19 protein-coding genes and 1 pseudogene are annotated in these 23,744 nt (G+C 71.8%); 14 read left to right on the top strand and 6 right to left on the bottom strand.

What is annotated here, in order from left to right; all coding sequences use genetic code 11:
- Nucleotides 1–39: 39 nt before the first annotated feature.
- The 5 genes and pseudogenes from IF29_RS0101110 (at nt 40) to IF29_RS0101085 (ending at nt 8,364) form a co-directional block, all read left to right on the top strand.
- On the top strand, nt 40–1,635 hold the full coding sequence (locus tag IF29_RS0101110; protein ID WP_030248354.1) for a Na+/H+ antiporter: 1,596 nt from the start codon (nt 40–42) through the stop codon (nt 1,633–1,635).
- Between the two features lie 65 nt (nt 1,636–1,700).
- A pseudogene (locus IF29_RS41440) lies at nt 1,701–2,076 on the top strand (cupin domain-containing protein).
- Nucleotides 2,077–2,268: 192 nt separating this feature from the next.
- Nucleotides 2,269–2,748: a hypothetical protein gene (locus IF29_RS47290; protein ID WP_232241968.1), complete on the top strand. Its 480-nt coding sequence runs from the start codon at nt 2,269–2,271 to the stop codon at nt 2,746–2,748.
- A gap of 312 nt (nt 2,749–3,060) precedes the next feature.
- The gene (locus tag IF29_RS0101090; RefSeq protein ID WP_030248350.1) at nt 3,061–6,990 is read left to right on the top strand and encodes a Pls/PosA family non-ribosomal peptide synthetase; all 3,930 of its coding nucleotides are present in this window, start codon (nt 3,061–3,063) and stop codon (nt 6,988–6,990) included.
- A gap of 48 nt (nt 6,991–7,038) precedes the next feature.
- Entirely contained in the window at nt 7,039–8,364 is a 1,326-nt protein-coding gene (locus tag IF29_RS0101085; protein ID WP_030248348.1) for a M1 family metallopeptidase, read from the top strand.
- 83 nt (nt 8,365–8,447) lie between these two features.
- On the opposite strand, the gene dnaE is transcribed toward IF29_RS0101085, so the two are convergent.
- From dnaE to IF29_RS0101060, 5 genes are all read right to left on the bottom strand, one after another.
- Nucleotides 8,448–12,005, bottom strand: a complete 3,558-nt coding sequence (gene dnaE, locus IF29_RS0101080; protein WP_030248347.1) for a DNA polymerase III subunit alpha — start codon at nt 12,003–12,005, stop codon at nt 8,448–8,450.
- Between the two features lie 59 nt (nt 12,006–12,064).
- A complete protein-coding gene (locus IF29_RS0101075; protein WP_063757399.1) occupies nt 12,065–12,769 on the bottom strand; it encodes a hypothetical protein in 705 nt (234 codons plus the stop codon).
- 24 nt (nt 12,770–12,793) lie between these two features.
- Nucleotides 12,794–13,573 (bottom strand): ABC transporter permease, encoded by a 780-nt coding sequence (locus IF29_RS0101070; protein ID WP_030248342.1) that lies wholly within the window; start codon nt 13,571–13,573, stop codon nt 12,794–12,796.
- Entirely contained in the window at nt 13,570–14,580 is a 1,011-nt protein-coding gene (locus IF29_RS47285) for an ABC transporter ATP-binding protein (RefSeq protein WP_084713331.1), read from the bottom strand. Before IF29_RS47285 ends, IF29_RS0101070 begins: the two co-directional genes overlap by 4 nt.
- A 146-nt stretch (nt 14,581–14,726) precedes the next feature.
- The gene (locus IF29_RS0101060) at nt 14,727–15,917 is read right to left on the bottom strand and encodes an NYN domain-containing protein (RefSeq protein WP_051724743.1); all 1,191 of its coding nucleotides are present in this window, start codon (nt 15,915–15,917) and stop codon (nt 14,727–14,729) included.
- 240 nt (nt 15,918–16,157) lie between these two features.
- Here IF29_RS0101060 and IF29_RS0101055 point away from each other — a divergent pair, with 240 nt between their 5' ends.
- Nucleotides 16,158–16,916, top strand: a complete 759-nt coding sequence (locus tag IF29_RS0101055; RefSeq protein WP_030248337.1) for a hypothetical protein — start codon at nt 16,158–16,160, stop codon at nt 16,914–16,916.
- A 10-nt stretch (nt 16,917–16,926) separates the two neighbouring features.
- Here the strand turns inward: IF29_RS0101055 and IF29_RS0101050 are convergent, their stop codons facing one another.
- The gene (locus IF29_RS0101050; protein ID WP_030248334.1) at nt 16,927–17,649 is read right to left on the bottom strand and encodes an LON peptidase substrate-binding domain-containing protein; all 723 of its coding nucleotides are present in this window, start codon (nt 17,647–17,649) and stop codon (nt 16,927–16,929) included.
- Between the two features lie 128 nt (nt 17,650–17,777).
- On the opposite strand from IF29_RS0101050, the gene hisD reads away from it, so the two are divergent.
- The 8 genes from hisD to hisF are packed head-to-tail and all read left to right on the top strand — an operon-like array spanning nt 17,778 to nt 23,589.
- Nucleotides 17,778–19,085, top strand: coding sequence for a histidinol dehydrogenase (hisD, locus tag IF29_RS0101045; RefSeq protein WP_030248333.1), 1,308 nt, complete (start codon nt 17,778–17,780; stop codon nt 19,083–19,085).
- Nucleotides 19,086–19,096: 11 nt separating this feature from the next.
- Entirely contained in the window at nt 19,097–20,194 is a 1,098-nt protein-coding gene (locus IF29_RS0101040) for a histidinol-phosphate transaminase (protein ID WP_030248332.1), read from the top strand.
- A gap of 6 nt (nt 20,195–20,200) precedes the next feature.
- Complete coding sequence (gene hisB / locus IF29_RS0101035) at nt 20,201–20,794, top strand: imidazoleglycerol-phosphate dehydratase HisB (protein WP_030248331.1); 594 nt, start codon at nt 20,201–20,203, stop codon at nt 20,792–20,794.
- A 2-nt stretch (nt 20,795–20,796) separates the two neighbouring features.
- On the top strand, nt 20,797–20,949 hold the full coding sequence (locus IF29_RS46720) for a hypothetical protein (protein WP_030248330.1): 153 nt from the start codon (nt 20,797–20,799) through the stop codon (nt 20,947–20,949).
- A 44-nt stretch (nt 20,950–20,993) separates the two neighbouring features.
- Nucleotides 20,994–21,626 carry an imidazole glycerol phosphate synthase subunit HisH gene (gene hisH / locus IF29_RS0101025; RefSeq protein ID WP_030248328.1) on the top strand — a complete coding sequence of 211 codons (633 nt, stop codon included), beginning with the start codon at nt 20,994–20,996 and terminating at the stop codon, nt 21,624–21,626.
- Nucleotides 21,623–22,372 carry a bifunctional 1-(5-phosphoribosyl)-5-((5-phosphoribosylamino)methylideneamino)imidazole-4-carboxamide isomerase/phosphoribosylanthranilate isomerase PriA gene (priA, locus tag IF29_RS0101020; protein WP_030248327.1) on the top strand — a complete coding sequence of 250 codons (750 nt, stop codon included), beginning with the start codon at nt 21,623–21,625 and terminating at the stop codon, nt 22,370–22,372. Before hisH ends, priA begins: the two co-directional genes overlap by 4 nt.
- A 42-nt stretch (nt 22,373–22,414) precedes the next feature.
- Nucleotides 22,415–22,816 (top strand): RidA family protein, encoded by a 402-nt coding sequence (locus IF29_RS0101015; protein WP_030248326.1) that lies wholly within the window; start codon nt 22,415–22,417, stop codon nt 22,814–22,816.
- A gap of 2 nt (nt 22,817–22,818) precedes the next feature.
- Nucleotides 22,819–23,589, top strand: coding sequence for an imidazole glycerol phosphate synthase subunit HisF (gene hisF / locus IF29_RS0101010; protein WP_030248325.1), 771 nt, complete (start codon nt 22,819–22,821; stop codon nt 23,587–23,589).
- Nucleotides 23,590–23,744 lie beyond the last annotated feature (155 nt).

Raw genomic sequence — 23,744 nt, 5'->3', positions numbered from 1 at the left:
CGGAGACGGCGTCGGCGAGCGGGAGGGGTGGGCGGCGGGATGACCCAGCTGATGCTGCTCTTCATCGTGCTGCTGGCCTCGGTCGTCACCACTCCGCTGGCCGAGCGGATCGGGTTCCCGCAGCCGGTGATGATGACGCTGGTGGGCATCGTGATGGCGGTGCTGCCCTTCGTCCCCAACATCACCCTGGAACCGGACCTGATCCTGCCGGTGGTGCTGCCGCCGCTGATCTACGCCGCGGCGCAGCGCTCCACCACCCGCTACTTCAAGGCCAACTCCCGGGTCATCCTGCTGCTGGCGGTCGCGCTGGTCCTGGTCACCACGGCGGTGGTGGCCTGGGCGGCGCGTTCGATCATGCCCGCCCTGCCGCTGGGCGCCGCCGTCGCGCTGGGCGCGATCATCTCCCCGCCGGACCCGATCGCCGCCGCCGCGGTGGCCGGCAGCGTCGGCCTGCCGCGCCGGCTGATGGGCATCCTGGAGACCGAGGGACTGTTCAACGACGTCACCGCCCTGGTGGTGTACGGGCTGGCGGTGGACGCCGTGGTCAGCGGCCACTTCTCGACCCTGAACGCGGTCGGGCTGCTGGTGCTCTCGGCCGTGCTGGCCGTGGTCATCGGGGTGGGCCTGGGCTGGCTCAGCGGCAAGATCATGAGCATGCTGGACGACCCCACCCTCCAGGTCGCGCTCAGTCTGCTGGTCCCCTTCGCGGCCTACTCGCTGGCCGAGGAGCTGCACGGCTCGGGCGTCCTGGCCGTCCTGGTCACCTCACTGTGGATCAACGACCGCACGGTGGGCGCCGACGACGTCGGCTACCGGCTGGTCGGCAGCGCCTTCTGGGACGTGGTGGAGCTGCTGATCTCCGGCATGGCCTTCGGACTGATCGGCCTGGAGCTGGCCAGCGTCCTCAAGGAGGTCGGCCACCAGTGGACCAGCATGCTCGGGGACGCCGGGCTGGTCATCGTGGTGGTGGTCGGCGTCCGCTTCCTCTGGCTGCTGCCCGGCGCCTGGGTCACCCAGCAGTGGGACCGGCGCCGCGGCGAGCAGGAGGAGGCCGCGCCGCTGAGCTGGCGCGAGTCGGTGGTGCTGTGGTGGTCCGGGATGCGCGGGGTGGCCTCGGTCGCCCTGGCCCTGGCCATCCCGCTCAACGTCCACAACGGCTCGGCCTTCCCAGGGCGGGACGAGATCGTCTTCACCGCCTTCTGCGTGGTCCTGTTCACCCTGCTGGTCCAGGGCATGTCGCTGTCCTGGGTGGTCAAACGCCTGCACCTGAGCCGCGACGAGGACGCCGAGGACGCGGCCGAGCGCCAGCTCTGGTACCGCGTCTCCAAGGCCAGCCTGCGCCGGCTGAAGGAGCTCGCCGAGGCCGACGACCTCCCGGACGAGCTGGTCGAGCGGCTGAAGCAGCGTCAGACCGACCGCCTGGCCCGCAACCGCCCGGACATGTACGACGAGGACCAGCGGCAGGAACTGAAGAAGCGGGTCAAGCAGGTACGGCTGTTCCAGCAGATCGAACAGGAGATGCTCGCGGCGGGCCGCGCGGAGATGCAGTCGGCCCGGATGGAACCGGGAGCGGACCCGGAGCTGGTGGACCGGGTCATCCGGAGGCTGGACATCCGCAGCGCGCCGCAGCAGTAGCGGGTGGGGTGTTGTCCCCGATTCGGGGACAGGTTCGCGGGCCGGGGAGGGTAGCGTCCCGTCGCATGGACGACAGCGTGTACGTGGGCAATGCGGGTAAGGACGCGGCGTTGGACCGGGGGTGGCTGCTGGGGCACTTCAAGGACGTCGGCGATCCCCGGCACAGCGAGGCGGTGGAGATCAAGTGGGGGGGTCCATCCGCGCGGTGACGAGCGGGCCGAGTGGGTGCGCGGGGAGCAGCGGACCGCGCTGCTGGTGCTCATCAGCGGGCGCTTCCACGTGCAGGTCCCGGGGCGCAGCGTGGTGCTGGCTGAGCAGGGCGACTACGTGGTCTGGGGGCACGGGGTGGACCACTCCTGGTACGCGGAGCAGGAGTCGGTCGTGCTGACGGTCCGCTGGCCCTCGGTGCCCGGGTACGCGGTCGCGCCTACGCACGATTGACGAGCGGGTGCGGGGATTTCCGAGTTGTGTGTGTTCTGCGGTGATCAGGTGAGTACCGTGTGGCGGCACTGAAGGTAAGAGCCTCGGAGGACTCCTGTGCCCACCCGCATCCCGCGCATATCCAGCGCGCCCCGCCTGTCCCGTGCGTCCAGATCGGCCCGCCGTCTCTCGGCCGGCGTCGCCGCCCTTGCCGTGTCCGCCTTACTGGCTGCCTGCGGTCCGACGGCGGGGGCGGCGTCGGCCGGGCAGCAGCCGACGGCGACGGCCACCGCGGTGACGGTCGTCTCCGCCTCGGCGGACCCGTCCACCGCGGCGCCGACGACCGCGGCGCCCAGCACGGCGGCACCCACCACTGCGGCACCGGCCAGCGCGCACCCCAGCGCCTCGCCGTCACCCCGTCGGACCACCGCCGCGCCGACCCACCGGGCCACCACCGCCGCCAGCACGACCAAGCCGGCGACGCGGACGGTGACCAAGGCGCCCACGCAGGCGCCGACCAAGGCCGCCACCACGGCCGCGACGGGCTGCACGATCGTCTCCGCCGCCGGCAACTGCTACAAGGCCGGCCAGTTCTGCCGGAACGCCGATCTGGGGAAGACCACCGACGACGCCAACGGCAGGCTGCTGAAGTGCGCCATGGAGAGCGGCCGCCCGCACTGGCAGTACGCCTGAGGCCAGGGCATGCGGAGCGGGCGCCGGAAATCGTCGCGTTCGATACACTATGTTATGGAATGTGTACTCAGGGTAGCGGTCGGCAGGTTTCCGGCATGTGTCGTCGGTCTCATTTCGGAAAATGTCCGACGGTCCGTCAGATTAAGCTGACGGACCGTCAAGTATCAGGGCCAGCAGTGCGCCTATCCTCTGACGGTACGTCAGAAATCATGCGCAGAAAGGCCATTGCTGGTCCGATACCGCTTCGACTCCGATACCGCTGACGCATCTGCCGGACTAGCATCGACCGGGTTGTCGACGAGATGAGGACCGATGGCCACGGCCGTGTACGCCCCGTACCTGGAGAAAGCGGTAGCCCCGAGCGGGCTCGCACTGTTCCCCGGGCGCCCCGCACACGCTCCGCGCACCCTCGTCGACATCCTCGACGCCGCCGTCGCCGCCCACCCCGACGAGCCCGCGCTGGACGACGGCCGCAGCGCGCTGAGCTACCGCGCCCTGGCCGCCGAGGTGGACACGCTGCGCCGCCGCCTCGCCGCCGCCGGGATCGGCCGGGGCGACCGGGTCGGCATCCGGGTGCCCTCCGGCACGGCCGACCTCTACGTCGCGATCCTCGCCGTGCTCGCCGCCGGCGCCGCCTACGTCCCGGTGGACGCCGAGGACCCCGACGAGCGGGCCGCGCTGGTGTTCGGCGAGGCCGGGGTCCGCGCGGTGCTGGGCGCCGAGCGGGCACTCACCCTGACGGAGCAGGCCCCCGAGGCTGCTGCCGGGACCCCCGGGGCCACCCAGAGTCCCCAGGCCCCCCAGACGGCCCCCGCCCGTCCCGGCCTCGGCGACGACGCCTGGATCATCTTCACCTCCGGCTCCACCGGCAAGCCCAAGGGCGTCGCGGTCACCCACCGCAGCGCCGCCGCCTTCGTCGACGCCGAGGCCGCGCTGTTCCAGCAGGAGGAGCCGCTGGGCCCGGGCGACCGGGTGATGGCCGGGCTCTCGGTGGCCTTCGACGCCTCCTGCGAGGAGATGTGGCTGGCCTGGCGCTACGGCGCCTGCCTGGTCACCGTCCCCCGCTCGCAGGTCCGCAGCGGGGCCGACCTCGGCCCGTGGCTGGTGGAGCAGGAGATCACCGTGGTCTCCACGGTCCCCACGCTGGCCTCGCTCTGGCCCGCCGACGCGCTCGGCGACGTCCGGCTGCTGATCTTCGGCGGCGAGGCCTGCCCGCCTGAGCTGGCCGAACGACTGGCCACCGAGGGCCGCGAGGTCTGGAACACCTACGGCCCCACCGAGGCCACCGTGGTCGCCTGCGCCGCGCCGCTCACCGGCGAGGCCCCGGTCAGGATCGGGCTGCCGCTGGACGGCTGGGAGCTCGCCGTCGTGGACGAGCAGGGCCAGGTCGTCGCCATGGGCGAGAGCGGCCAGCTGGTCATCGGCGGCGTCGGCCTGGCCCGCTACCTGGACCCGGAGAAGGACGCCGAGAAGTACGCCCCGCTGGAGTCGGTCGGCTGGGAGCGCGCCTACCGCAGCGGCGACCTGGTGCTGGCCCAGCCCGAGGGCCTGGTCTTCCTGGGCCGGGCCGACGAGCAGATCAAGCTCGGCGGCCGCCGGATCGAGCTCGGCGAGGTCGACGCCGTACTGCAGTCCCTGCCCGGGGTCACCGGCGCAGCCGCCGCCGTGCGCACCGCGCGCAGCGGCAACCAGCTGCTGGTCGGCTACCTGGTCACCGACCAGGCGTTCGATCAGGAGGCCGCGGTCCAGCAGCTGCGGGCCGAGCTGCCCGCCGCCATGGTCCCGCTGCTGGCCCTGGTCGAGGACCTGCCGGTGCGCACCTCCGGCAAGGTCGACCGCAACGCGCTGCCCTGGCCGCTGGCCCAGCTGGAGACCAAGGGCGTCGCCGAACAGCTCTACGGCACCGAGGCCTGGCTCGCCGAGCAGTGGGCCGAGGTGCTCGGCGTGCCGGTGGGCAGCGCCAAGGACGACTTCTTCGCCATCGGCGGCAGCAGCCTCGGCGCGGCCCGCCTGGTCACCCTGATCCGGGCCCGTTACGCGGCCATCGCCGTCAGCGACATCTACCAGGCCCCGGTGCTGCGCGAGCTGGCCCGTCGGCTGGAGACCTCGGTCCAGTCCACCGGCGCCGTCCGCGAGGTCGCGCCGACCCCGCGCCGGGCCGGGGTGGTGCAGACCCTGCTCACCGTCCCGCTGCTCACCGTGGTCGGGCTGCGCTGGACCGTGGCGCTGGCCGCGCTGGCGCACCTGCTCGGCTGGTGGGGCTTCGGCTCCTCGGCCTGGGCCTCCTGGTGGCTGCTGGTGCCGGTCGCCGCGGTGCTCTGGTCCCCGGTCGGACGGATCGCGCTGGCCGCCGGCGGCGCCAGGCTGCTGCTGCGCGGCGTCGAGCCCGGCACCCACCCGCGCGGCGGCAGCGTGCACCTGCGGCTGTGGACCGCGGAGCGTCTGGCCGAGCTGAGCGGCGCCACCGACCTCTCCGGCTCCTGGCTGCTCCGCTACGCCCGCGCCCTCGGCGCCAAGGTCGGCCCGGACGTGGACCTGCACACCCTGCCGCCGGTCACCGGGCTGCTGAAGCTCGGCAAGGGCTGCGCGGTCGAGGCCGACGTGGACCTCAGCGGCTGGTGGCTGGACGGCGACCTGCTGCACCTCGGTGCGGTCCGGGTCGGCGCCGGCGCCGTCGTGGGCACCCGCTCCATCCTGTTCCCCGGCTCACGGGTCGGAAAGCGCGCCGAGATAGCTCCCGGCTCCGGCGTCACCGGCCAGGTCCCCACCGGCCAGCGCTGGGCCGGCGCGCCGGCGGTCAAGACCGGCCGGGCCAACCACGCCTGGCCCAAGGAGCGTCCGGCCCGCACCAGGGGCTGGGCCGCGATGTACGGGCTCAGCGGCGCCGGCCTCAGCCTGCTGCCGCTGCTGGCCGCGCTGCCCGCGGTGGCCGTGCTGGCCGCCCTGGTGACCCCCGGCAGCGTCGGCAGCGTGCTGGCGCAGGCGCTGGCCGCGGTCCCGCTGGTCACCCTCACCGGGTTCGCCGCCTACGCGCTGCTGGTCCTGGTCGCCGTCCGGCTGCTCGGCATCGGGCTGCGGGCCGGGCACCACCCGGTGCACAGCCGCACCGCCTGGCAGGCCTGGACCGTGATCCAGCTGATGGACCTGGCCCGCGGCAGCCTCTTCCCGCTCTACGCCGGCCTGGCCACCCCGGCCTGGCTGCGCGCCCTCGGCATGAAGGTCGGCCGGGGCGTCGAGGCCTCCACCGTGCTCGCCCTGCCCAGCATGACCACCGTCGGCGACGGCGCCTTCCTCGCCGACGACACCCTGATCGCCCCCTACGAGCTGGGCGGCGGCTGGCTGCGCATCGACGAGGCCGAGATCGGCGAACGCGCCTTCCTCGGCAACTCCGGGATGACCGCGCCCGGCCGCAGCGTCCCTGACCGCGGCCTGGTCGGAGTGCTCTCGGCCACCCCCAAGAAGGCCAAGAAGGGCAGCTCCTACCTCGGCATGCCGCCGATGAAGCTGCCGCGCCGGGCCGAGACCGGCGACCAGAGCCTCACCTACGCCCCCGCGCGCCGGCTCAAGCTGATGCGCGGCGCCATGGAGCTGTTCCGGATCGTGCCGGTGATGGCCGCGGTGGCGCTCGGCCTCAGCGTGCTGGGGGTGCTGGCGCTGATCGCCGAGCAGGGCGGGCTGCTGCTCGCCGCGGTCTGCTCGGGGGCCGTGCTGCTGGCTGCAGGAGCGGTCGCCTGCGTCGTGTCGCTGGCCGCGAAGTGGCTGCTCATCGGCCGTTTCAAGGCGGTCGAGCACCCGCTCTGGAGCAGCCATGTCTGGCGCAACGAGCTCGCCGACACCTTCACCGAGGTGCTGGCCGCGCCCTGGCTGCTGAACGCGCTGCCCGGCACCCCGGTGCTCAACCTCTGGCTGCGCGGCCTCGGTGCCGGCATCGGCCGCGGGGTCTGGTGCGAGAGCTACTGGCTGCCCGAGGCCGACCTGGTCACCCTCGGCGACGGAGTGAGCGTCAACCGCGGCTGTGTGCTGCAGACCCACCTGTTCCACGACCGGATCATGCGGATGGACACTGTCACCCTCCAGGAGGGTGCCACGCTGGGCCCGCACGGTATCGTCCTGCCCGGAACCACCATCGGCGCCCGCACCACCCTGGGACCCGCCTCCCTGGTGATGCGCGGCGAGTCCGTGCCCGCGGACAGCCGCTGGCTGGGGAACCCGATCGCGCCCTGGGTCCGCTCCGTCCCCTAGGACCGGGAGCACCCGCCTGAGCACCAACCGCACTGGAGCAGAGCAGCATTGAGCGCCAAGCAGACGTCGCCCCGTCCCCAGTCGGCAGCTGACCCGTACTTCCCGACCCACGGCGACGTCCGCTACCACGTGCACCGCTACGAGCTGACGCTGGACTACCGCCCGGCGCCCAACCGGCTCGCCGGGGCGGCCAGGCTCACCTGCCTGACCGGCCCGGACCCGCTCGCCGACGTGGTGCTGGACTTCGCCGACTTCCGGATCACCCGGGTGCTGGTCGACGGCCGCACGGTCCGCTGGACCCACCGCGCCGGCAAGCTGCGGCTGCGGCCGGCCCGGCCGCTGCGGCCCGGCGCCGCGTTCACCGTCGAGGTGCACTACAGCGGCAACCCGCGGCCGGTCCGCAGCGAGTGGGGGACACTGGGCTGGGAGGAGCTGGAGGACGGCTCGCTGGTCGCCAGCCAGCCGATCGGCGCGCCCTCCTGGTACCCCTGCAACGACCGGCCGGCCGACAAGGCCGCCTACCAGATGTCGATCACCGCGCCGAGCCCCTACGCGGTCGTCGCCAACGGTCGGCTGCTCACCCGCACCACCCGCGCCAGCAGCACCACCTGGGTGTACGAGCAACCGGCGCCCACCGCCAGCTATCTCGCCACCGTCCAGGTCGGCCAGTACCAGCAGCTGCAGATCTCGGCCGGACCCGTTCCGCAGACGGTGTACGCGCCCGCCCGGCTGATCGGCTCCTGCGTGCACGACTTCGCCCACCAGCCGGCCATGATGAGCCTGTTCGTCGACCTCTTCGGCCCCTACCCCTTCGGCGAGTACGCCGTGGTGGTGACCGACGAGGAACTCGACGTCCCGGTCGAGGCCCAGGGGCTGTCCACGTTCGGCGCCAACCACGTCGACGGCCGCCGGGGCAGCGAGCGGCTGGTCGCCCACGAGCTGGCGCACCAGTGGTTCGGAAACAGCGTCACCGTGGCCGACTGGCGGCACATCTGGCTCAACGAGGGCTTCGCCAAGTACGCGGAGTGGCTCTGGTCCGAACGCTCGGGTGGCCGCGACGCCGCTGCGCACGCCGCGATGGCCCACGCCAAGCTGAAGGCCCTGCCGCAGGACCTGGTCCTGGCGGACCCCGGTCGCAGCCTGATGTTCGACGACCGCCTCTACCAGCGCGGCGGGCTGGTCCTGCACGCGCTCCGCGGGGTTCTCGGTGAGGGCCCGTTCTTCGCCCTGTTCCGGGAGTGGGCCGACGCCCACCGCCATGCGGTGGTGACCACCGCCGACTTCACCTCACTGGCCCAGCACCACAGCTCGCGCCCCCTGCACGCCTTCTTCACCGAATGGCTCTACGTAGGCACCCTGCCGCCTCTCCTTTAGCTTTTAGGGGCGCGGGGAACTGCGCTGCCAACCATGCACCTCCGTAGAGGGCTGGCAGCGCAGTTCCCCGCGCCCCTAAAAGATCAGGCCGCTGCCCACACGCCGGGGCCGAGGAGTCCCTTGATGTCGCTGGCGAACCCGCTCTCCGCGTCGACCAGGAAGCCGAGTTCGAAGAGCACGCTCTTCATCCGGCCCTCCAGCAGCAGCCGGACCGGCGTCTCCCCGGGGTGGGCCCGCATCGTGCGCTTGAGTTCGGCGACCAGCTGCGGGGTGATCTTCCGCTCCGGGATGTTCAGTTGGATCGGCGGCTTGCCGCCCAGCTCCGCCGAGGAGATGTCCAGCGGGGCCATCTCCGAGCCGAAGATCGACAGTGCACCGTCGCGCTCGTTGAGCCGGCCCTTGACGGCGACCACGTTGTCCTCGATCAGCTCCTGCTGGATCAGCATGTAGTTCTTGGGGAAGAACAGCACCTCCACCGAGCCGTCGCGGTCGGCGAGCGTCACGATCGCCCACGCATTGCCGGCCTTGTTGATCCGCCGGTCCACGCCGGTGATCAGTCCGGCCAGCTTGACCTCGCCCTCGGTCCGGCCGGAGCCCAGCAGTTCCGCGATGGAGACGTCGCGGTTGCGGGCCAGGATGTGCTCGGCGCCGTCCAGCGGGTGGCTGGAGACGTAGAGGCCCAGCATCTCCCGCTCGGTCGAGAGCAGGTGCTTGCGCGGCCACTCCTTGTCGTCCAGGGTGAAGTCCAGGCCGATGCCGGGGGAGTCGCTGCCGTCGTCGATCGCGCCGAACAGGTCGTCCTGGCCGATCGCGGCCTGCTTCTTGACGCCGATGACGGCGTCGATCGCGGTCTCGGCGACGGCGACCAGGCCGCGGCGGGTGTGGCCGAGGGAGTCGAACGCGCCGGCCTTGATCAGCGAGTCCACCGCGCGCTTGTTGCAGACCGGCAGCTCGACCTTGTCCAGGAAGTCGGGGAAGGCCGTGAACTTGCCCTTGGACCTGCGGGTCTCCACCAGCGAGTCGATGACGTTCTCGCCGACGTTGCGGATGGCCTTGAGGCCGAAGCGGACGTCCTCGCCGACGGCGGTGAAGTCGGTGACCGACTCGTTGATGTCGGGGGAGAGGATCCGGATCCCGGCGGCACGGGCGTCCGCCAGGTAGATCGCCATCTTGTCCTTGTCGTCGCCGACCGAGGTCAGCAGCGCGGCCATGTACTCGGCCGGGTAGTTGGCCTTGAGGTAGGCGGTCCAGTAGGAGACCAGGCCGTAGGCGGCGGAGTGCGACTTGTTGAAGGCGTAGCCGGCGAACGGGACCAGCACGTCCCAGACCGCCTGGATGGCCTCGTCGCTGTAGCCGCGCTCCTTGCAGCCCGCGTGGAAGGGCACGAACTCCTTCTCCAGGACCTCCTTCTTCTTCTTGCCCATGGCCCGGCGGAGCAGGTCGGCCTGTCCCAGGCTGTAGCCGGCCAGCACCTGCGCGGCTCGCTGCACCTGCTCCTGATAGACGATCAGACCGTAGGTGGGGCCCAGGACTTCACTGAGCGGCTGCTCCAGCTCCGGGTGGATCGGGGTGATCTCCTGCTGGGCGTTCTTCCGCAGCGCGTAGTTGGTGTGCGAGTTCATGCCCATCGGGCCCGGCCGGTACAGCGCCGAGACGGCGGAGATGTCGGCGAACTCGGTGGGCTTCATCAGCCGCAGCAGCGCCCGCATGGGGCCGCCATCGAGCTGGAACACGCCCAGGGTGTCGCCGCGCTGGAGCAGTTCGAAGGTGACCGGGTCGTCGAGGGGGATGTCGTCGCAGACGACGTCCTCGCCGCGGTTGGCCTTGATGATCTTGATGCAGTGGTCGATGATGCCCAGGTTGCGCAGACCCAGGAAGTCCATCTTGATCAGCCCCATGTTCTCACATGAGGGGTAGTCGAACCCGGTGATGATCACGCCGTCCTTGTCGCGGCGGTGCAGCGGGATCAGTTCCAGCAGCGGCGTCGAGGAGAGGATCACCGCGGCGGCGTGCACGCCGGTGCCGCGGATCAGGCCCTCGATGCCCAGGCCGGTGTCGATGATCTTCTTGACGTCGGGTTCGTTCTCGTAGAGGGAGCGGATCTCCGTGCCCTCGTTGTAGCGCGGGTGCTCGCTGTTGAAGAGGTCCTTGAGCGGGACGCCCTTGCCCATCACGTCCGGCGGCATGGCCTTGGTGATCCGGTCGCCCATGGCGAAGGGGTAGCCGAGGATCCGCGAGGAGTCCTTGACGGCGGCCTTGGCCTTGATCGTGCCGAAGGTGTTGACCTGGGCGGTGTAGGCGGCGCCGTACTTCTCGCTGACGTAGCGGACCATCTGGTCGCGCTGGCGGTCGTCGAAGTCGATGTCGACGTCCGGGGGGTTGATCCGCTCGGGGTTGAGGAAGCGCTCGAACAGCAGGTCGTGCTCGATCGGGTCGAGCTGGGTGATCCCGGTGAGGTAGGCGATCATCGAACCGGCCGCCGAACCACGGCCGGGGCCGACCGGGATGCCGTTGTCGCGGGCGTACTGGCAGATGTCGGCGACCACGAGGAAGTAGCTGGAGAAGCCCATCGGGTCGATGACGCTCATCTCGAGCTCGATCCGGTCCAGGATGTCCTGGCGCGGCTCCTCGCCGAACCGGTTCTTCAGGCCCTCGTCGATCTTCTTGCGCAGATAGCTGACCTGGTTCTCGCCCTCGGGCACGTCGAACTGCGGCATCCGGTCGACGTAGGTGAAGACCTCCTGGTACGACTCGATCCGCTCGGCGATGGCGAGGGTGTTGTCGCAGGCCTCCGGGAGCTCGCGGAACAGCTCGCGCATCTCCTCGGAGGTCTTCAGGTAGTAGCCGGAGCCGTTGAACTTGAAGCGGTTCGGGTCGTCCTTGTTCTTGCCGACGCCGATGCACAGCAGGTTGTCGTGCGCGTCCGCCTGGTCGGCGGTGACGTAGTGCGAGTCGTTGGTGGCCAGCAGCGGGATCCGCAGCTCCTTGGCCAGCCGCAGCAGGTCCTCGCGGACGTCGCGCTCGATGCCCAGGCCGTGGTCCATCAGCTCCAGGAAGTAGTTCTCCTTGCCGAAGATGTCCTGGTAGGCCGCGGCGGCCTTGACCGCCTCCTCGTACTGGCCGAGCCGCAGCCGGGTCTGCACCTCGCCGGAGGGGCAGCCGGTGGTGGCGATGATGCCCTCGGAGTTCTGCGAGATCAGCTCGCGGTCCATCCGGGGCTTCATGTAGTAGCCCTCGATCGACGCGAGCGAGGAGAGCTTGAAGAGGTTGCGCAGCCCCCTGGCGTTCTGCGCCCACATCGTCATGTGGGTGTAGCGGCCGCCACCGGAGACGTCCTTGCCGCCCTCGCCGCCGGCGTCGGCCGCGTTGGGGCGGCCGCCCTGCTGGCCCCAGAAGGTCTGCTTCTTCTCGAAGCGCGAACCGGGCGCGACATACGCCTCGATGCCGATGATCGGGGTCACCGGGCTCTTGTCGGCCAGATGGAAGAACTCGTAGGCCCCGAACATGTTCCCGTGGTCGGACATGGCGATCGCGGGCATGCCCTGCCGCTCCACCTCGGCGATCATCTTGCCGTTCTTCGCGGCCCCGTCCAGCATCGAGAACTCGGTGTGAACATGCAGGTGAACGAAGCTGTCGGCCACGGTTGAGGCGCTCCTCGGGCAAGGGGGCGAGTGCGGGAAGCCTCTACCCTAGCGCGCCCTCACGGCGTGTCGGGACGGTCCTGCGCAGGTGTCTGCCAGACCACCGGCGGGGCTTGGGGCTTGGGGGTGAAGAGGGCGGTGAGGCCGATGAGGACGACCATGGCCGCGGCCGGCCAGGTGAGCAGGACGCCCTTGGCGGTGAGCTTCAGCGGGCCGTAGAAGGTCGATCCGGTGGGCACCGACTTGGCGGTGGCGATGACGTTCCCGCCGGGGCCGAGCGCGGTGCCGAGCTTCATGGCGATGTACCCGCCGAGCAGTCCGCCGGCGACCAGCCCGAGGGCTACGGTCACCCCGCCCTGGCGACGGCGGCTGAGCCAGTAGGCGACCGCGCCCGCCAGCAGGCCGGCGCAGCCGCCGATGATGGCGAAGGTCCCGTCGGCGCCGATCGCCTGCTCGCCCTCGGGGTCCTTGAGGTAGACCGCGGAGCTGTCCGCGTACAGCGGCACCTTGGGGGCCAGCCAGTGCCAGAGGAAACCGGCCAGCACGCCGAGCAGGGCGGAGCCCGCCAGCAGCAGCACGGCGATGAGCGCCTCGGTCCGGACGCTGCGCTGCGGCTTCCCGGCCGGGGCCGGTACCGGCGGGTACTCCGGTGGCGGTGCCTGGGCCGCCCCGGCCTGCGGCGCCGGTGCCTGGGCGGGGGTGTCCGCCGGGGACTCCTGGGCCGGGTCCTCGTGCGGGTTGTGAGAGGTGTCGGGTGCGGTCACCGCGTCATCGTCGCACGTGCGTGCTCAGGCACGGGTGGCGGCACGGCGGTAGGCCCAGGCGGCCAGCGCCAGCGACAGCACGCCCACCGCCGCGCACACCGCCAGGTCCAGCGCGACCGCCGTCCAGTCCGGGTGCGTCGCGAAGGTACGGGCCAGTGCCTCGACGCCGTAGGTGGACGGCAGCAGGTCCCTGACCCAGCGGATCACCGTGGGCATGTGGCTCGGCGGCAGCACCCCGAGCAGCAGCGCCGCCGACATGCCGAGCTGGCCCAGCAGCGTCGCGATCTCCTGACGGTTCGCCAGCAGCCCGCAGGCGGCGCCGATCCCGGACAGCGCGGCGCCCGACAGCGGCACCACCAGCGCCAGCACCCACAGGTGCACCCAGCTGAGCTGGAACAGCGCGCAGCCCACGGCGGCGGTGACCACCGTCCCGGGCACCGTGAACGAGGCGTACGCGGCGGCGGTCCCGAGCACCACCGAGGCGGCCGGGACCGGCAGCGTGGCGTAGTGGTCCAGGCCGCCGGTGGCGCGCAGCCGGCCGAAGTACTGGGCCAGCAGGTTGAGCGCCACGAAGGCGACCACCAGCACGGTCGAACCGGCCACCACGTCCTGGGCCGCCTCGGCGTCGGCGGACCCGGTGGTCACCACGCCGCGCATCATCACCATGATCCCCAGGGACTGGAAGGTGGCGACGAACAGCAGCGGGATCCTGGCCACCCGGGCCCGGGAGAGCTGGGCCCGGTAGACCGCGCCGAGCGCGGGGAAGAGGCGTGCCTGGGGTGCGGGCAGTACGGCCGTGGTCACTTGACCAGCCCTTCGTGTCGGCCGCCGAGCAGCAGGTACACGTCCTCGAGGCTGGGGGTGGCGAGCGAGAAGTCGTCGAGGGCGGCGAAGGCGGGTCCGCCGGTGATCTGCGCGACCAGGTCGCGGGCCTCGTCGGGGCTGCTGCGGACGGTCCAGCGGCGGCCGTTGACGGCGGCGCGCGGTGCGAGGGCGGCGACCAGCGGCAGGTGCAGCGGGGGCTCCTCGCGCCAGACCAGGTCCAGCCGGACGTCCCCGTCCACCAGCGCCTTCAGCCCTCCGGGCGTGTCGCAGGCGATGACCCGGCCCTCGTCGACCACCGCGACTCGGTCCAGCACCGTCTCGGCCTCGATGACGTTGTGGGTGACCAGCAGCACGGTGGTCCCGCTGGCGGCGCGGCGGCGGTCCACGGCGGCCCAGACGGCGCGGCGGGCCACCGGGTCCATGCCGGTGGTGGGCTCGTCCAGGACCAGCAGCGGGCGCTCGCCGACCAGCGTGGTGGCGAAGCAGGCGAGGCGGCGCTGGCCGCCGGAGAGCTTGGCCAGCGGGCGGTGGGCCAGGGGTTCCAGGGCGAGCTCGGCGAGCACCGCGTCGCGCTCGGCGGCCGCGGCGGGGCGGGAGAGGCCGCGGAGCCGGGCGGTGGTCTCCACCGCGAGGGCCACGGTCAGCTCGTCCAGCGCGGTGGACTCCTGCCCCAGGTAGGCGAGCAGCCGGGAGGCGCGGTCGGGGTGGCGCACGATGTCGTGGCCCAGCACCTCGATCCGGCCCCGGTCCGGCCGGAGCAGCCCGGTGAGCTGGCGGACCAGGGTGGACTTCCCGGCGCCGTTGGGTCCGAGCAGTCCGAAGACCTCGCCGCGGCGGATCTCCAGCGAGATGTCGCTGTTGGCGAGGACGGTCTTCGCCTTGGCACCGCGGCCGGTGCGGTAGGCCTTGGTCAGGCCGGTCACCTTGCAACAGTTCTCCGCGGGCGGCGCGGGGGCCGGGGGTGCGGGGGTTGCCTGGGTGTTCACGGTGCCCGACTTTAGCGGGTCGGCGCTGTCGCGGTTCCGGTGGGTTTGCCGGGCTCGCGTCGGAGGGGGGCTTGTCGCGCAGTTCCCCGCGCCCCTTCAGGGGCGCGGGGAACTGCGCGAACAGAAACCATCCGCGACGGTAACGGTCAGCTGTCGACCGTCACCGCCTCCCCACCCGGCACTCGCGCAGCGAGCTCTCGCCAGAACCCCGCGCGGATCGCATAGCGGTCGTGCTCGTCGATCTGGTCGTCCTTGTGGGCGAGCAGCCCGAACCTCGCCGCGTAGCGCAGCAGCTCGCCGTCCACCCGGTGCGGGATCCGGGGGTAGTCCGGCCACAGCACGGTGAGCCGTGCGGGATCGCCGAGCCGGTCGGTCCAGCGCCGGGCGAACACCTGGCCGACCTCGGTGGGGTCGCCGCCGACCGCGGTGATGTCCTCCTCGCGGTCGGCCCACTTCTGCTCGGCCGTGGTGAGCTGGGCCAGGGTGGGGATCAGGTCCGCCGGGCCGTTTCCCTCGCCTGGGCGGTCCACCATGCCGCGCTCGGAGGACCAGCGCAGCAGCGAGGGCGCGGGCGGCGGCGCGGACGCCGACCGCGAGGCGCCGAGCCCCGCGGCGATCTCCTTGGGGGTGGGGACCTTGGGCGTGGCCGGCGGGGACGGGCGCGCGGAGACCGTCGCCGAGGCGGTGACCAGTTCCTCCGGGGTGTCCGGGACCGCGGCCGGCTGCGGGGCGGAGAGGATCTTGGCGAACTCCGGACGGGGGTCAGCGGTGACCGCGGGAATCACCACCTCCCGCAGCTGGACCGAGCGGGTGATCCACTCCCGGTCCAGCACCCGCCGCTCGTCGGCCTCGGCTACCAGGTCCTCGGACTGGTTGAAGTCGCCGTCGGCGGCCTGGACCGCCCACAGGTGCACGGCCACCCCGTAGTCCTTGGCCGCGGTCATCCCCGGCAGCAGGTCGCCGTCGCCGGTCACCAGCACCACGTCCGCGCAGGCGCGGTTGCGGGCCAGTTCGGACAGTTCGGCGTGCATCGCCGCGTCCACGCCCTTCTGCACCATCCGGCCCTCGGCCCGGGTCAGCGCCCCGAGCCGGACGGTGACCCTGGGCATCACCCGCAGCCGCCGGTGCTCCGGCATCGGACGGCGGTCCGGTGCCGCGTCGAACCAGTAGATGCGCAGCAGCGGCAGCCCGGTCTCGGCCTCGGCGCGTTCGCGCAGCTGTCCGATCAGTTCATTCTGGTCGACGGTGATCCGTGAGCGTGAACTCTCGCCGGCCAGCAGGCTGGCTGCGGCCCCCAGCAGGTATCCGGCGTCCACAAGGACGACACAGCGATCCACGTCCAACACCTGCTTTCGTCTGCCGAGCGTTTCTCAGGCCGGCCGGTGTTCGGGGGTGGAACTGGTCGGAGTGCCCGGCCGCGCCCCGAAAAAGAAATTGGAGAACAGGCCCATACCCCACCGGAACGCAGCGTATCCAAGTGCGGGGACACACCGGAGGGGACACGCGCACATTGCCCCTGTGCACAATGGCCGCCGGTGCAGAATGGGCGATGGAGACGTGAACGGTGCAGGGAGATCATGCGTAGACGGTCGGTCCTGCTGCTGGTGTCCGGCGCGCTCGCGGTCGCCGGGGTGCTGGTGCCCTCGCTGGCGATCAAGCAGTCGCACGGGGACACCAGGATCACCGGCGTGGTGGTGAACGGTGGACAGCCGATCGTGCTGGGACCCACCGGCAGGGTCGACTTCGGCTTCAGCATCACCGCCGAGGACAACTCCGGGATCAGCTCGGTGGACGGCGTCGGCCTGTGGGGTTCCGACTACGGCGCGCTGCGCTCCTCGGCGATCCACTGCACCGCGAGGTCGGCGACGGTGTCGGTGTGCACCGGCACCTCCTCGGTGGACATCGCCGCGCAGCAGATCTTCGACAGCATGGCCGGCACCTGGTACGTCCAGGCCACCGCGCACGGGCGGGACGGCGACCGGCGCACCGAGACCAAGGCGGGCAGCTTCGCCATCCTCAAGGCGGGCCGGCTCAGCAGCTTCGGCGCGCCGCAGACGGCCGCGCCGGGTGCGACGATCTCCATCAGCGGGCTGCTGGAGCGGCCCGAGTGGAAGACCCAGCAGTGGGTGCCCAGCCCGGACCAGCCGGTCCGGCTGGAGTTCTGCGCCAAGGGCTGCACCGCCCCGGAGACCGTGGCCACCGTCAGCTCCGACAGCGAGGGCCAGTTCACCGCGAAGGTGCGGGTGGACCGCACCGGGACCTACACCTGGTCCTACCCCGGAAAGGACTGGGCCGAGCCGGTGTCCTCGTACGGGGTCCAGGTGACGGTGCGCTGACGTCTTCGCCTCAGTTGGGGTTGAAGGCCTGGCGGGTGAGCTCCACGGCCGGCAGCGACGGCAGCTTCGCCAGCACCGCGGTCTCCTGGCGCAGCAGCGCCAGCTCCGCGGTCAGCCGCTCGCTGGCCGAGCCGGCCCCGAGCAGCCGCTGCTTGTCCGCGGTGTCCAGCACCGAGGCCGCCGCCACCAGGTAGGACAGCACCATCGGGTCGTCGGGGAGCTCCTGCAGCCCGGTCACCGTGCTCTCCCGGGCGCCGGCCAGCCGCTTCTGGTAGGTGCGGAACAGCCGCTCGACGGCCTGCCCGAGCACCGACGCCTCCGGGCCGACCACCTCGGGCAGCCGTTCGACCTCGGCGGTGAGGTAGGGGCCGGAGGCGTCGAAGTCCAGCACCGTGAACCGGGTGGTGCCGGTCGCGATCAGGTCGTATCCGCCGTCCTCGCGGGTCTCGGCCGAGGCGATCTCGGCGACGCAGCCCAGGTCGTACAGGGCCCGCGCCGGATCCGGGCCGAAGCCGGCCAGTGCCTGGCCGCCGGGGTCGGTGCCCGGTTCCAGCCCGGTCGGCGCGGTCTCCCGGCCGGCCCGGATGCCGACCACGCCGAAGCGGTGCGGCTCCGGCCCCGCCAGCAGGTCCGCCATGAGACGGCGGTAGCGCTCCTCGAAGACGTTCAGGGGCAGCACCAGGCCGGGATAGAGCACTGTGCCCAAGGGGAAGAGGGGGAGCCGTTCCGTCACGAGCGCAAGAGTACTCAGGTGGCGGGGTCCCGCCGTACCGCTTCGCGCCCGCGGTCGGGCCGCGCCACGCCGTCCCAAGTCGTGATATGCGCAAACGGTCGTTGCCGGGGCTCCGTAGACTGGCCTGTGTGATTTCGCGAATCGACCTCCGAGGTTCCATCGACGACCCGCGCGCCGTACTGCCGCGCGCCGAGCTCGACGTCGAGGCCGCGCTTGAGAAGGTGCGGCCCATCTGCGAGGACGTACGCCATCGGGGCGTCGAGGCGCTGATCGAGATCACGGAGCGTTTCGACGGGGTACGGCTCACCGACATCCGCGTGCCGCAGGCGGCCGTCGCCGCCGCGCTGGAGCAGCTCGACCCCGACATCAGGGCCGCGCTGGAGGAGTCCATCCGCCGGGTCCGGATCGTGCACCGCGAGCAGCGCCGCACCGACCACACCACCACCGTGGTCCCCGGCGGCACGGTCACCGAGCGCTGGGTGCCGGTCGACCGGGTCGGCCTCTACGTCCCGGGCGGCCTGGCGCCGCTGGCCTCGTCCGTGGTGATGAACGTGGTGCCGGCGCAGGAGGCCGGCGTGCCCAGCCTGGCGCTGGCCTCGCCGCCGCAGAAGGAGCACGGCGGCCTGCCGCACCCCACCATCCTCGCCGCCTGCGCGCTGCTCGGCGTGGACGAGGTGTACGCGGTCGGTGGCGCCCAGGCGGTCGCGATGTTCGCCTACGGTGCGGGGGAGTGCCGCCAGGTCGACCTGGTGACCGGCCCCGGCAACATCTTCGTCGCGGCGGCCAAGCGGCTGCTCAAGGGCCGGATCGGGATCGACGCCGAGGCCGGCACCACCGAGATCGCGATCCTGGCCGACGACACCGCCGACGCCCGGCACGTCGCCGCCGACCTGATCAGCCAGGCCGAGCACGACCCCAACGCCGCGTCGGTGCTGGTCACCGACTCGCTCGCGCTGGCCGACGCGGTGGAGACGGAGCTGAAGGCCCAGGTCGCCGCCACCCGGCACGAGGCCCGGGTGCGGGAGGCGCTGTCCGGGAAGCAGTCCGGGATCATCCTGGTGGACTCGCTGGAGCAGGGCCTGGAGGTGGTCAACGCCTACGCGGCCGAGCACCTGGAGATCCAGACCGCGGACGCCCCCGCGGTCGCGGCCCGGGTCCGCAACGCCGGCGCGGTCTTCGTCGGCGCCTTCTCCCCGGTGTCGCTGGGCGACTACGCGGCCGGGTCCAACCACGTCCTGCCCACCGGCGGCTGCGCCTGCCACTCCTCGGGCCTGAGCGTGCAGTCCTTCCTGCGCGGGATCCACGTCGTGGACTACTCCCGGGAGGCGCTGGCCGGGGTCGCCAAGCACGTGGTGACCTTCGCCGACGCCGAGGACCTGCCCGGCCACGGCGACGCCGTGCGCGCCCGCTTCGACTGGACGGTGCCGAACGCATGAGCTCGATCCGCATGACGATTGACGACCTGCCGATCCGGGACGAGCTCAAGGGCAAGTCGCCCTACGGAGCACCGCAGTTGGACGTCCCGGTGCTGCTGAACACCAATGAGAACCCGTACCCGCTGCCGGAGGCCCTGGTCGCCAGGATCGCGGAGCGGGTGGCCGAGGCCGCCCGCAACCTCAACCGCTACCCGGACCGGGACGCGGTGGAGCTGCGCGAGGGCCTGGCCGCGTACCTGACGAAGTCCACCGGCTTCCCGGTGGCCCGGGAGAACGTCTGGGCGGCCAACGGCTCCAACGAGGTGCTGCAGCAGCTGCTGCAGACCTTCGGCGGCCCGGGGCGCGCCGCGCTGGGCTTCGCGCCCACCTACCAGATGCACGACCTGATCGCCCGGGGCACCGGCACCCACTGGACCCAGGGCCCGCGCGACGACGACTTCACCATCGACCTGGACGTCGCCCTCGCCGCGATTGCGGTGCAGCGCCCCGACGTGCTGTTCGTCTGCTCGCCGAACAACCCCACCGGCACCGCCGTCCCGCGCGAGACCGTGCTGGCGCTGTACGAGGCCGCGCAGGCGGTCAAGCCGACGCTGGTGGTGGTCGACGAGGCCTACATCGAGTTCTCGCACCAGCCCTCGCTGCTGCCGCTGATCGAGGGCCGCCCGCTGCTGGTGGTCACCCGGACCATGTCCAAGGCCTTCGGCGCCGCCGGGCTGCGGCTCGGCTACCTGGCCGCCGACCCGGCCGTGGTGGACGCGGTGCAGCTGGTCCGGCTGCCCTACCACCTGTCCTCGGTCACCCAGGCCACCGCGCTGGCGGCACTGGAGTTCACCGACACCCTGCTGGGCTACGTCGAGCGGCTCAAGGCCGAGCGCGACCGCATCGTCACCGAGCTGCGCGCGATGGGCCTTGAGGTCACCGACTCGGACGCCAACTTCGTGCAGTTCGGCGAGTTCGCCGACACCCACGCGGTCTGGCAGGCGATCCTCGCCCAGGGCGTGCTGGTCCGCGACAACGGGGTCCCCGGCCGGCTCCGGGTCACCGCCGGCACCCCCGACGAGAACAACGCCTTCCTCGACGCCGTACGCGCCGCAATCAAGGAGCTTTGACCACACATGTCCCGGATCGGGCGCGTCGAGCGCACCACCAAGGAGACCTCCGTCAAGGTCGAGATCGACCTCGACGGACGCGGGAAGACCGACATCAGCACCGGGGTCGGCTTCTACGACCACATGCTGGACCAGCTCGGCCGGCACGGTCTGTTCGACCTCACCGTCAAGACCGACGGCGACCTGCACATCGACACCCACCACACCATCGAGGACACCGCCCTGGCCCTCGGCGCCGCCTTCAAGCAGGCGCTGGGCGACAAGGTCGGCATCTACCGCTTCGGCAACTGCACCGTGCCGCTGGACGAGTCGCTGGCCCAGGTCACCGTGGACCTCTCCGGCCGTCCCTACCTGGTGCACACCGAGCCGGAGGGCATGGCGCCGATGATCGGCGCCTACGACACCACCATGACCCGGCACATCCTGGAGTCCTTCGTGGCCCAGGCGCAGATCGCGCTGCACGTCCACGTACCGTATGGACGCAATGCCCATCACATTGTCGAGTGCCAGTTCAAGGCGCTCGCCCGGGCGCTGCGGTACGCCAGCGAGCTGGACCCGCGCGCGGCCGGGATCCTCCCCTCGACCAAGGGCGCGCTGTAGCCATGAGTACCTCGACCATCGTCTTCGTCTTCCTCGGCCTGTTCCTGCTCGGCGGGGCCTACTCGTTCTGGAAGCAGAAGCTTCCCAAGGGCGTGGTCCTGCTGCTCGTCCTCGGCTCGGGCATGTGCCTGGCCACCGGGCTGATGCGGATCTAGGCCGTGCGCCCCCACCGGCGGAATCCACAGAAAGGCTGGCCCTGATGGCCAAGCGCGTGGTCGTCCTCGACTACGGTTCGGGCAACCTCCGCTCCGCCCAGCGCGCCCTGGAGCGCGTCGGCGCCGAGGCCGAGGTGACCTCGGACTTCGACACCGCTCTGAACGCCGACGGACTGCTGGTCCCCGGCGTCGGCGCGTTCGCGGCCTGCATGGACGGGCTCAAGGCGGTCCGCGGCGAGCGGATCATCGGGCGGCGGCTGGCCGGCGGCCGGCCGGTGCTGGGCATCTGCGTGGGCATGCAGATCCTCTTCGCCCGCGGCGTCGAGCACGGCATCGAGACCGAGGGCTGCGACGAGTGGCCCGGCACGGTCGAACCGCTGCAGGCCCCGATCGTCCCGCACATGGGCTGGAACACCGTCAAGGCACCGGAGCAGAGCGCGCTCTTCGCCGGCCTGGACAGCGACGCCCGCTACTACTTCGTGCACTCCTACGCGGTCCGCAGCTGGGAGCTGCCGCCCATCGAGCAGCTGCGCCCGCCGCTGGTCACCTGGGCCGAGCACGGCGAGCCGTTCGTCGCCGCCGTGGAGAACGGGCCGCTGTCCGCGACCCAGTTCCACCCCGAGAAGTCCGGCGACGCCGGAGCCACCCTGCTGAAGAACTGGATCGCCACGCTGTGAGCAGTGCAGACCGCCTCGTCCTCCTCCCCGCCGTGGACGTCCGCGACGGTCAGGCCGTGCGCCTGGTCAAGGGCGCCTCGGGCTCCGAGACCTCCTACGGCGAGCCGCTGGCCGCCGCCCTGGCCTGGCAGAGCGCCGGTGCCGAGTGGATCCACCTGGTGGACCTGGACGCCGCCTTCGGCACCGGCGACAACCGCGCCCTGCTGGCCGAGGTCACCGGCCGACTGGACGTCAGGGTCGAGCTGTCCGGCGGCATCCGCGACGACGACTCGCTGCGGGCCGCGCTGGCCACCGGCTGCGCCCGGGTCAACCTCGGCACCGCCGCGCTGGAGTCCCCGGAGTGGGTCGCCAAGGCCATCGCCGAGTACGGCGACCGGATCGCGGTCGGCCTGGACGTGGTCGGCACCACCCTGCGCGGCCGCGGCTGGACCAGCGAGGGCGGCGACCTCTACGAGGCGCTGGCCCGCCTGGACGCCGAGGGCTGCGCCCGCTACGTGGTCACCGACGTCGACAAGGACGGCACCCTCACCGGTCCCAACCTGGAGCTGCTGCGCAACGTCTGCGCCGCCACCGACCGCGCGGTGGTCGCCTCCGGCGGGGTGTCCTCGCTGCAGGACCTGCGCGACATCGCCGGGCTGATCGGTTCCGCAGCCGGCGGTCACAGGGGCGTCGAGGGCGCGATCGTCGGCAAGGCCCTCTACGCTCAGGCATTCACCCTCGAAGAGGCACTGGCCGCAGTGTCCTGAGGGACCGTCGAGTCCAGCCAGCACCAGGGAGATGAGCCCGTCATGACGGATTTTCCGACGGTTCGAATGAACGGCAACGGCCCTTGGGAGGAGCAGTTCGGCTTCTCGCGGGCCGTCGCGGCGGGTGACTTCGTGTTCGTCTCCGGCTGCACGGCCTGGGACGACGGCCGGGTCCTGTTCGAGGGCTCGCCCGCGGAGCAGGCCAGGGCCGCCTTCGGGGTGGCCGTGGCCTCGCTGGCCCGGTACGGGCTCGGCGCCGCCGACGTGGTGCGGACCAGGATGTACGTCACCCACGCCCGCGACGTCGAGGACGTGGGCCGGGTCCACAAGGAACTCTTCGGTGCTGTGCGGCCGGCCGCCACCATCGTTGTCGTCAGTGCCCTGCTCGACTCCCGGATGGCCGTGGAGGTCGAGGTCGAGGCGTACCGAAGGAAGGCCCAGTAGCGATGACCCTCGCCGTTCGTGTGATCCCCTGCCTGGACGTCGACGCCGGGCGGGTGGTCAAGGGCGTCAACTTCCAGAACCTGCGCGACGCCGGCGACCCGGTGGAGATGGCCAAGCTCTACGACGCCGAGGGCGCCGACGAGCTCACCTTCCTGGACATCACCGCGTCCTCGGGGGACCGGGCGACCACCTACGACGTGGTGCGCCGCACCGCCGAGCAGGTCTTCATCCCGCTCACCGTCGGCGGCGGGGTGCGCGAGGTCGAGGACGTGAACCGGCTGCTGCGGGCCGGCGCGGACAAGGTCGGTGTCAACACCGCCGCCATCGCCAGGCCGGAGCTGCTCCGGGAGATCGCCGAGCGCTTCGGCCGGCAGGTGCTGGTGCTGTCCATCGACGCCCGCAGGGTGCACGAGGGCACGGTGACGGCCTCCGGTTTCGAGGTCACCACCCACGGCGGCCGCCGCGGCACCGGGATCGACGCGGTGGAGTGGGCCGAGCGCGCGGCGGAGCTGGGTGCGGGCGAGATCCTGCTCAACTCCATGGACGCGGACGGCACCAAGGACGGCTACGACCTGGAACTGCTCCGCGCGGTGCGCAAGGTGGTCGGCGTGCCGGTGATCGCCAGCGGCGGCGCCGGCCGGCTGGCCGACTTCGCCCCGGCGGTGGCGGCGGGGGCCGACGCGGTGCTGGCCGCCAGCGTGTTCCACTTCGGTGACCTGCGCATCGGCGAGGTCAAGCAGTCGCTGCGGGAGGCCGGGCACCCGGTTCGCTGACGAACAGTCAAAGTACGTCAAATCAGCCGATAAGAGGCCGTGGTTCATCCACGGCCTCTTGTAATGTGCAAGCCCCTCCACACTTCCCTGACAACCTCCATCCCTCTCATTTACCTGCCTCATGTCTGGCGTTCTCCTTGCAGATCCTGTGTAGC

The sequence above is a fragment of the Streptacidiphilus jeojiense genome, from assembly GCF_000719095.1.
GTDB lineage: Bacteria > Actinomycetota > Actinomycetes > Streptomycetales > Streptomycetaceae > Streptacidiphilus > Streptacidiphilus jeojiensis.
The sequence above is the reverse complement of the archived record's forward strand: the minus strand, read 5'-3'. Positions and strand labels throughout refer to the sequence as shown.

Excerpts from the sequence above, each read along its gene's own strand:
- IF29_RS0101110 (WP_030248354.1), top strand. The coding sequence starts at position 40 with ATGACCCAGCTGATGCTGCTCTTCATCGTGCTGCTGGCCTCGGTCGTC.
- IF29_RS0101090 (WP_030248350.1), top strand. The coding sequence starts at position 3,061 with ATGGCCACGGCCGTGTACGCCCCGTACCTGGAGAAAGCGGTAGCCCCG.
- IF29_RS0101055 (WP_030248337.1), top strand. The coding sequence starts at position 16,158 with ATGCGTAGACGGTCGGTCCTGCTGCTGGTGTCCGGCGCGCTCGCGGTC.
- IF29_RS0101040 (WP_030248332.1), top strand. The coding sequence starts at position 19,097 with ATGACGATTGACGACCTGCCGATCCGGGACGAGCTCAAGGGCAAGTCG.
- hisB (WP_030248331.1), top strand. The coding sequence starts at position 20,201 with ATGTCCCGGATCGGGCGCGTCGAGCGCACCACCAAGGAGACCTCCGTC.
- IF29_RS46720 (WP_030248330.1), top strand. The coding sequence starts at position 20,797 with ATGAGTACCTCGACCATCGTCTTCGTCTTCCTCGGCCTGTTCCTGCTC.
- hisH (WP_030248328.1), top strand. The coding sequence starts at position 20,994 with ATGGCCAAGCGCGTGGTCGTCCTCGACTACGGTTCGGGCAACCTCCGC.
- IF29_RS0101015 (WP_030248326.1), top strand. The coding sequence starts at position 22,415 with ATGACGGATTTTCCGACGGTTCGAATGAACGGCAACGGCCCTTGGGAG.
- hisF (WP_030248325.1), top strand. The coding sequence starts at position 22,819 with ATGACCCTCGCCGTTCGTGTGATCCCCTGCCTGGACGTCGACGCCGGG.